The organism is bacterium, assembly GCA_016873475.1.
GTDB lineage: Bacteria > Krumholzibacteriota > Krumholzibacteriia > JACNKJ01 > JACNKJ01 > VGXI01.
Genome location: VGXI01000153.1, coordinates 1 through 7,787, shown reverse-complemented (window position 1 = coordinate 7,787; position 7,787 = coordinate 1). Strand labels below are relative to the sequence as shown.

Sequence of the window (7,787 nt, the reverse complement as noted above, 5' to 3'; positions counted from 1 at the left end):
GGGGCGGCCCTGATGCTGGCCGCCTCGGTCACCACGCACGCCACCTACCTGCACTCCTGGGGCAGCATCCTCATCCAGGACACGGTGATGCCCCTGCGCCAGCGGCCGCTCAGTCCGGCGCGGCACCTGATGCTCCTCAGGCTGGCCATTCTCGGCGTCGCCGTCTTCGCCTTCGCCTTCAGCCTGCTCTTCAAGCAGAGCGAGTACATCTTCCTCTTCTTCGCGATCACGGGCGCCATCTTCGCCGGCGGCTCGGGCGCGGTGATCATCGGCGGGCTCTACTGGAAGCGCGGCAGCGCGGCGGCCGCCTGGACCGCGATGCTCGTCGGCTCGACGATCGCCGTGGGCGGCATCCTCATCCACCGGCTCGATCCCGCGCTCTTCGCCGGGGGCCGCGAGGCGCTGCCGCTACTGCCGCGCCTGGGCTGGCAGGCGCTCGCCTGGCTCCACGGCATCAACGGGCAGCAGTACTGGGCACTCGCGATGTTCGCCTCGACCCTGCTCTACGTCGGCGTCTCGCTCCTCGGGCCGCGGCGCGCGCACGACCTCGAGCGCACCCTGCACCGCGGCGCCCACGCGATCGCCGCCGAGGCCGCCGTCGGGGACTCCGCGCCCCTGCGCGGCTGGCGGGCGCTCGGCGTCAGCCGCGAGTTCACGCGCGGCGACAAGGTCATCTATGCGCTGACCTATGCCTGGACGGGCCTCTGGGTGCTCGTCTTCATCGGGGGGACGATCTGGAGTCTCTCGCGCCGCGCGCCGGCGCCGGACTACGCAGCGGTGGCCGAGCCCGCGCGCAGCGCCCTCGTCGCCACGGAGGCGCTCCTGCAGGGGAAAGGCACGCCGGCGGCCGCCTGGGCGCCGGCCGCGCAGCGCCTCGACTCGCTGCTGGCCGCCGCGCCCACCCTCGATCATCCGCTGCTGCGCCAGCGGCTGGGCCTGTGCTGGCTCAAGGCCGGCGATCCCGAGGCCGCGCTCCCCCACCTCGAGGCGGCCGTCGCGCTGGATCCCCAGCTCCACCGCGGCTGGACCAGCCTCGCCGAGGCCGCGACCGCCACGGACCGCATCGAGCGCGCACAGCTGGCCGCGGCGCGGGGTCTCGCCACGCTCGACCCCGTCAGCCGCGGCTGGGCGCGCTACTGGGGCGTCTACGTCATCGTCCAGGTGGCCGTCACGGTGATCTCGATCATCTGGCTGACGACGGGCGGCCTCGGCGACATTCGCCGCCTCTTCCGCCACCTGGACGGCAGCGTGCGCAACGAACTCGATGACGGCCGCGTGCGCGAGCCGACTCCAGGGAGCTGACATGGCCTTTCGCCGCCTCGGCGCCGGTCCCCTGCTCACGCGCACGGATCTCGCGCTCGCCGATCCCCGTTTCGCCGATCCGACGAGCGTCTTCAACCCGGGCGCCCTCGCGGTGGGCGGCCGAGTCCACCTCATGCTGCGCGTGCAGAGCCGCGGCCGCGAGACGGGCCTCGTCATGGCGGCGAGCGAGGACGGGCTGCGCTTTCGCATCGCGCGCGAGCTGGTCGCCTTCGCCGGCCTCGAGCAGCTCGGCGAGCGCGTGCACCACGTCTACGATCCGCGCCTGACGACGCTCGCGGGGCGGCACTACGCACTGCTCGCGCTGGACCTGGACGAGCGCTGCGAGCTCGGTCTCGCCGTCAGCGAAGATCTCGCCCGCTGGGAGTTCCGCGGGCTCGTCTCGGCGGGCGGCAACCGCAACGGCGTGCTCTTCCCGCAGCGCATCGGCGGGCGCTTCCTGCGCCTGGATCGCCCCAACCGCTTGGGCGTGAGCGGCGACGAGATCTGGCTCAGCGAGTCGGACGACCTGCTCGCCTGGCGCCCGCTCGGGGCCGTGGCCAGCGGCCGCCCGCGCAGCTGGGACGAACTGATCGGCGCCGGGCCGCCGCCCATCCTGACGGAGGCGGGCTGGCTCCTTCTCTACCACGGCGTCGCCACCCACTACGGCAGCGTCAACATCTACCAGGTCGGGGCGCTGCTGCTGGACGCCGAGAACCCGCAGCGGCTCCTCGCCCGCACGCGGCGCAACCTGCTCGAGCCGCGCGAGGCCTGGGAGCTCTGCGGCCAGGTGCCGAACGTCGTCTTCCCGAGCGGGCTCGTGCTGGCCGAGCAGGGTGGAACGGGTCCGGCGCCGGCCACGGCGCGCGTACTCCTCTACTATGGCGCGGCGGACACCTGCATCGGGCTGGCCGAGAGCAGCGTCGGCAGCCTGCTCGCCGCCTGCCGCGAGGACTAGGGGGTCGCCGTGCCCGATGCGCCCCGCGCCGTCTACCTCGTCTCGCACACGCACTGGGACCGCGAGTGGTACCAGACGGCCCACGAGTTCCAGGTCGATCTCGAGCGCGTGGTGGCCGGCGTGCTGGCCGCCCTCGAGCCGGGCGGCGAGCCCGAACTGCGCCACTTTCTCCTCGACGGCCAGACGATCGCCCTCGCCGACTACCTCGCCGTGCGGCCCGAGGACGCCGGGCGCGTCGCGGCGCTGGTCGCCGCGGGCCGTCTGGCGATCGGACCCTGGTATGTCCTGCCCGACGAGCTGCTGGTCAGCGGCGAGGCGCTGCTGCGCAACCTGCTCATCGGCCAGCAGACGGCGGCGCCCTTCGGCGGCGCGCAGCCGGTCGGCTACCTGCCCGACAGCTTCGGGCACATCGCGCAGCTGCCCCAGCTCCTCAGCGGCGCCGGCATCGACAGCTTCGTCTACACGCGGGGCAATGACGATGCAGCCGCCGCCTGCGGTCTCGAGTTCGACTGGGAGGCGCCCGACGGCAGCCGCGTGCTCGCCGTGAACCAGGGCGGCGGCTACTGCAACGCCGGCGGGCTCGGCCACGCGGAGATCTGGCATGCGCATACGCGGCGCGCCGTGCACCCCGAGCGGGCGGTGGAGCAGGTCGCCGCGCTCTTCGCGAAGCTGGCCACGCGCTCGAGCAGTGCGGTCTGGCTGCTGAACAACGGCTGCGACCACTTCCCCGTCCAGCGCGAGTTCGGCCGCGTGCTCGCCGCGCTGCGCGCGGCCTGGCCGGAGGTCGAGTTCCGCTCGGGCAGCCTGCCCGAGTACCTGGCCGCCCTGCGCGCGGCGGGCGGCGCGCACGCCGTCCACCGCGGAGAGCTCCTGGGCGGCATGGAGCACCCCATCCTCTCGGGGGTCTGGTCCGCTCGGCTGCCTCTCAAGCAGGCCAACGCCGAGTGCCAGCGCCTGCTCGCGGGGATCGCCGAGCCGCTGCTCGCCGCCACGCACTTCCTGCACGGCCTGGACTACCCCGCGGGGGCGCTCAACGCCGCCTGGCGGCTGCTCCTGGCCAACCATCCGCACGACTCGATCTGCGGCTGCAGCACGGACGCCGTGCACCGGGAGATGCTGCCCCGCTTCGCCGGCGTCCGCGAGACGGCCACGCAGCTCGCCGCGCGCCGGCTCGGCGACCTCTCGCCGCGCTTCGGCCCCGAGCCGGCCCAGGATCGCGCGGCGGTGATCACGCTCTTCAATCCCCTGCCCGTGCCGCGCCGGGCGATCGTCGAGCGCCTGCTCGTGCTGCAGCCCTTCGGCTACGCGCTCGACCGCCTCGGGCTCGCCGATGAGGCAGGCCGCCAAGTCCCCTGCGAGATCCGCGCGCGCCACTTCGTCGAGCGCTTCTGGGGCGTTGACTACCGCGCGCTGCTCTCGGGCGAGGAGCAGGAGGCGCGCTTCGCCGGCTACCGGGAGAGCTTCGGCGGGCGCATCCTGCGGCCGGCGCGCGAGGCCGCCACGGCCGACTGCTTCGTCTCGCTGCGCTTCGAGGCCGAGTTGCCCGCCCTCGGCCACGCGAGCTTCCAGCTCACGGAGACGGGCGCGCCGGCCCCGCCCTTCACGGGCGAGCCGGTGCGCAGGGCGGCCGGGACCCTGGACAACGGCCTGGTCTGCGTGCGGCTCCACCCCGACGGCAGCCTCGACCTGCTCGATCGCGCGAGCGGCCGCGAGTACCCGAATTTGCACCGCCTGGTCGACGAGGAGGACGCGGGCGACGAGTACGACTACTCGCCGGCGCGCGAGGCCGGGCCCGACCGGCGTGCGGCCGCCGGGCTGCCCGGCGCCGTCGTCTGCCTCGAGGCCGGCGCCGCGCGCGCCACGCTCGCGGCGCGCTTCGACTGGCCCCTCCCCATCGGCCTCGACGCGGCGCGGGCCGGCCGCGCGGTCGAGACCGCCGTCTGCCCCGTGGAGGTGCGCGTCACGCTCAGCGCGGGCAGTCCGCTGGTGGAGATCGAGACGCGCATCGACAACCGTGCCCGCGATCACCGCCTCCGCGCGGAGTTCCGCACGGCGATCGCCGCGCAGCAGGTGATTTCCGAGGGGCACTTCCTGCTCAACGGGCGGCCCCTCACGCCGCCCGCGGGCGCGGACTGGCTGCAGCCGCACCCGGGCAGCTATCCCCAGCAGGACTTCTCGCTGCTCGCGGATAGCCAGGGCGGCCTCGCGCTCCTCAATGACGGCCTGCCGGAGCTGCACCCCTTGGCGGGGCCGGCGGGCGCGGGCATCAGCCTCACGCTGCTGCGCTGCGTGGGCTGGCTCTCCCGCGACGACTTCCCCAGCCGGCGCCGCCAGAACGCCGGCCCGACGCTGCCCACGCCCGAGGCGCAGTGCCCGGGACCGCAGCGCGCGCGCTACGCGCTGCTCCCCTTCGCCGGCGATCCCCTGGAGGCCGACATCAAGGGCGCGAGCGAGGTCTGGCGCCTGCCGCCGGTCGGCGGCCAGGGGGTGAGCGCGGGTCTCGTCCCCGGCGGCCGCAGCCTGCTCCGAAAGGCGAACCCGCGCGTGGCGATCAGCGCGATCAAGCGCCACGAAGAGCGCGATACGCTGGTGCTGCGGCTCTGGAACCTGGGCGGGGAGCAGACGGAGGAGCGCATCGAATTCGGGCGACCGCTGGCCGGCGCCTGGCGGACGAACCTGATCGAAGCGCGGGGCGGCGCGCTGCCGCTGGCCGGTCCGGCGGCCCTGGAGGTGGAGCTCGGGCCGCATGCGATCCTCGGCCTCGAGCTGGAGTTCGCGGCGGACGCCTGAATTCGCGGCCGGACGGCTGGTAGAGCGCGCGTTGCCGACTGCGGGAAGGCCCGATAAGCGACGAGGCCTTCCCACCCGCTGGGATGAGAAGGCCTCGGGGCAGAATCAGGTGGAGCCGAGGGGGATCGAACCCCTGACCTCATGACTGCCAGTCATGCGCTCTCCCAGCTGAGCTACGGCCCCAAAACGGCTTGCAGAGTAGGCAGCAGTGTGTGCAAAGTCAAGAGGCAAAGGGGGTTTCGAATGTCTTCAGGGATCGCCCGCCGCCCCAGCGCCGGCCGCCCCGCCCCGATCGGCCGGCGTCTCGCCACCGCGCTCCTCTCGCTCCTTCTCCTCGTTGCCATCCCCGCGGCGCCAACTGTCGCGAATGCGGCCCTACCCGGGAGCGGGGCGGCCCGCGTTGCCGAGATCCCCATCACGGGCACGATCGAGATGGGGCTGGCGCCCTTCGTGGAGCGGGCGATCCAGGAAGCAGAGGACGGCGAAGCCGACGCGATCCTGCTGCGGGTGGACACCTTCGGCGGCCGCATCGACGCCGCGGTCAAGATTCGCGACGCCATCCTCGCCAGCAAGCTGCCCACGGTGGCCTGGGTCTCCGGTCGCGCGATCAGCGCCGGCGCCCTGATCAGTCTCGCCGCCGAGACCCTCGTGATGAGCGAGAGCGCCTCGATCGGCGCCGCGCAGCCCGTGCAGATCAGCCCGGGCAGCGACTCCAGCCCCACCGACGAGAAGACCGTCTCCTACATGCGGGGCGAGATGCGAGCCACCGCCGAGGCCCGCGGCCGCAACGCGCGGGTCGCCGAGGCGATGGTCGACGCGGACATCGCCATCGAGGGCCTGGACGAGGCCGGCAAGCTGCTGACGCTGACCGGCCAGGAAGCTCTGGCCCAGGGGATCGCCGACCGCGTCGTCGTCGATCGCGGCGGCCTGCTCGCGCTGATGAACTGGGAGGAGCGCCGTGTCGTGCGCGCGAGTCCCACCTGGTCCGAGGGCCTCGTGCGCTTCCTCACGCACCCGGTGCTGGCCGGTCTCCTGCTCTCGATCGGCGGCCTCGCTCTGCTGCTCGAGCTGCGCTCGCCGGGCCTGGGCATCCCCGGGCTGATCGGCGTCATCTGCCTCGCCCTCTACTTCGGCAGCCACTACCTCGTCAACCTGGCCGGCAACGTGGAGCTGCTGCTCTTCTTGGGCGGTCTGCTGCTGCTCGCCCTCGAGGTCTTCGTCATCCCCGGCTTCGGGGCGCCCGGCGTCGCCGGCATCCTGATGCTCATCGCCGGTCTCCTGCTCAGCCGCGTCTCGCCGCACGGCGGCCTGGAGGAGATCCGCGCCGCCCTCATGCTGCTCGTCAGCTCCTTCGCCGTCACCCTGGCGCTCTTCCTCGGCCTGCTCCGCTTTCTGCCCCAGGCGCGCTGGATGGGCGCCATCGTGCTCGAGGACCGCCAGGATCACGCGGTCGGTTTCCACGCCGACCGCCACGAGGGCGAGCCGCTACTCGGCAAGCGCGGCCACTGCCTGAGCGACCTGCGGCCCGCGGGCGTCGTCGAGATCGAGGGGCGGCGCCTGGACGTCATCAGCTCGGGCGACTACATCGCCCGCGGCGCCTTGGTCACCGTGATCGAGATCAAGGCCAACCGCATCGTCGTTGAACTCGCGGAATCGGGCGAGGCCTAGGCTCGCCCGCACCTTCAGCAAAGGAGTGCCATGCTTCTCCCCCTCTTGGCGATCGCGACGGAGCTGCTGCTCTTCCTGATCGTCGCCATCATCGTCATCGGCTTGATCATGTTCACCTACTTCATCCCCGTCGGGCTGTGGATCACGGCCTTCTTCAGCGGGGTGCGCGTGAACCTCTTCACGCTGGTCGGCATGCGCCTGCGCAAGGTGAGCCCGCCGGCGATCATCCGGCCCCTCATCGCGGCGACGAAGGCCGGCCTCGACCTCAAGGTCAACGACCTGGAGAGCCACTACCTCGCAGGCGGCAACGTGACCGGCGTGGTCAATGCGCTGATCAGCGCCGACAAGGCGAACATCGAGCTCGGCTTCAAGCGGGCGACGGCGATCGACCTCGCCGGCCGCAACGTGCTCGAGGCCGTGCAGGTGAGCGTCAACCCGAAGGTGATCACGACGCCGAACGTGGCGGCGATGGCCAAGGACGGCATCCAGCTCATCGCCATCGCCCGCGTCACCGTGCGCGCGAACATCGACCGCCTCGTCGGCGGCGCGGGCGAGGAGACGATCCTCGCGCGCGTCGGCGAGGGCATCGTCTCGACAATCGGCTCCTCGGAGAGCCACAAGGCCGTGCTCGAGAACCCGGACAACATCTCCAAGACCGTGCTCGCGAAGGGCCTGGACTCCGGCACCGCCTTCGAGATCCTCTCCATCGACATCGCGGACGTGGACGTGGGCAAGAACATCGGCGCCCAGCTGCAGACGGACCAGGCCGAGGCGGACAAGCGCATCGCCCAGGCCAAGGCCGAGGAGCGCCGCGCGATGGCCGTCGCCGCCGAGCAGGAGATGCGGGCGAAGGTGGTCGACATGCGCGCCCGCGTGGTCGAGGCCGAGGCCGAGGTGCCGCGCGCGATGGCCGATGCCTTCCGCAGCGGCAATCTGGGCATCATGGACTACTACCGGATGAAGAACATCCAGAGCGACACGGCCATGCGCGACTCCATCGCCGGCGACGAGAAGACCGACGGCGAGAAGAAGCCCGGGAGCTAGGCCGTGGACTCCCTGATCATCCTCATCC

General features: G+C 72.7%; 5 protein-coding genes, 1 tRNA gene and 1 pseudogene. 6 read left to right on the top strand and 1 reads right to left on the bottom strand.

Annotation, left to right across the window (positions count from 1 at the left end; genetic code table 11):
- Positions 1 to 12 precede the first annotated feature (12 nt).
- Genes FJ251_11555 through FJ251_11545 form a run of 3 tightly spaced genes read left to right on the top strand, consistent with a single transcriptional unit; the run spans position 13 to position 5,047 of the window.
- A complete protein-coding gene (locus FJ251_11555; protein MBM4118351.1) occupies positions 13 to 1,302 on the top strand; it encodes a hypothetical protein in 1,290 nt (429 codons plus the stop codon).
- Positions 1,265 to 2,257 (top strand): hypothetical protein, encoded by a 993-nt coding sequence (locus tag FJ251_11550; protein MBM4118350.1) that lies wholly within the window; start codon positions 1,265 to 1,267, stop codon positions 2,255 to 2,257. Before FJ251_11555 ends, FJ251_11550 begins: the two co-directional genes overlap by 38 nt.
- A 9-nt stretch (positions 2,258 to 2,266) precedes the next feature.
- Positions 2,267 to 5,047 (top strand): hypothetical protein, encoded by a 2,781-nt coding sequence (locus tag FJ251_11545; protein ID MBM4118349.1) that lies wholly within the window; start codon positions 2,267 to 2,269, stop codon positions 5,045 to 5,047.
- 107 nt (positions 5,048 to 5,154) lie between these two features.
- On the opposite strand, the gene FJ251_11540 is transcribed toward FJ251_11545, so the two are convergent.
- Positions 5,155 to 5,230: transfer RNA gene (locus tag FJ251_11540), tRNA-Ala, on the bottom strand.
- On the opposite strand from FJ251_11540, the pseudogene FJ251_11535 reads away from it, so the two are divergent.
- The 3 genes and pseudogenes from FJ251_11535 to FJ251_11525 all read left to right on the top strand — a co-directional run bounded on the left by FJ251_11535 (position 5,189) and on the right by FJ251_11525 (position 7,759).
- A pseudogene (locus FJ251_11535) lies at positions 5,189 to 5,959 on the top strand (hypothetical protein). The gene FJ251_11540 and the pseudogene FJ251_11535 overlap by 42 nt on opposite strands.
- Before the next feature lie 27 nt (positions 5,960 to 5,986).
- The gene (locus FJ251_11530; GenBank protein ID MBM4118348.1) at positions 5,987 to 6,715 is read left to right on the top strand and encodes a hypothetical protein; all 729 of its coding nucleotides are present in this window, start codon (positions 5,987 to 5,989) and stop codon (positions 6,713 to 6,715) included.
- 30 nt (positions 6,716 to 6,745) lie between these two features.
- Complete coding sequence (locus FJ251_11525) at positions 6,746 to 7,759, top strand: UPF0365 family protein (GenBank protein ID MBM4118347.1); 1,014 nt, start codon at positions 6,746 to 6,748, stop codon at positions 7,757 to 7,759.
- The last annotated feature ends 28 nt before the right edge of the window (positions 7,760 to 7,787 follow it).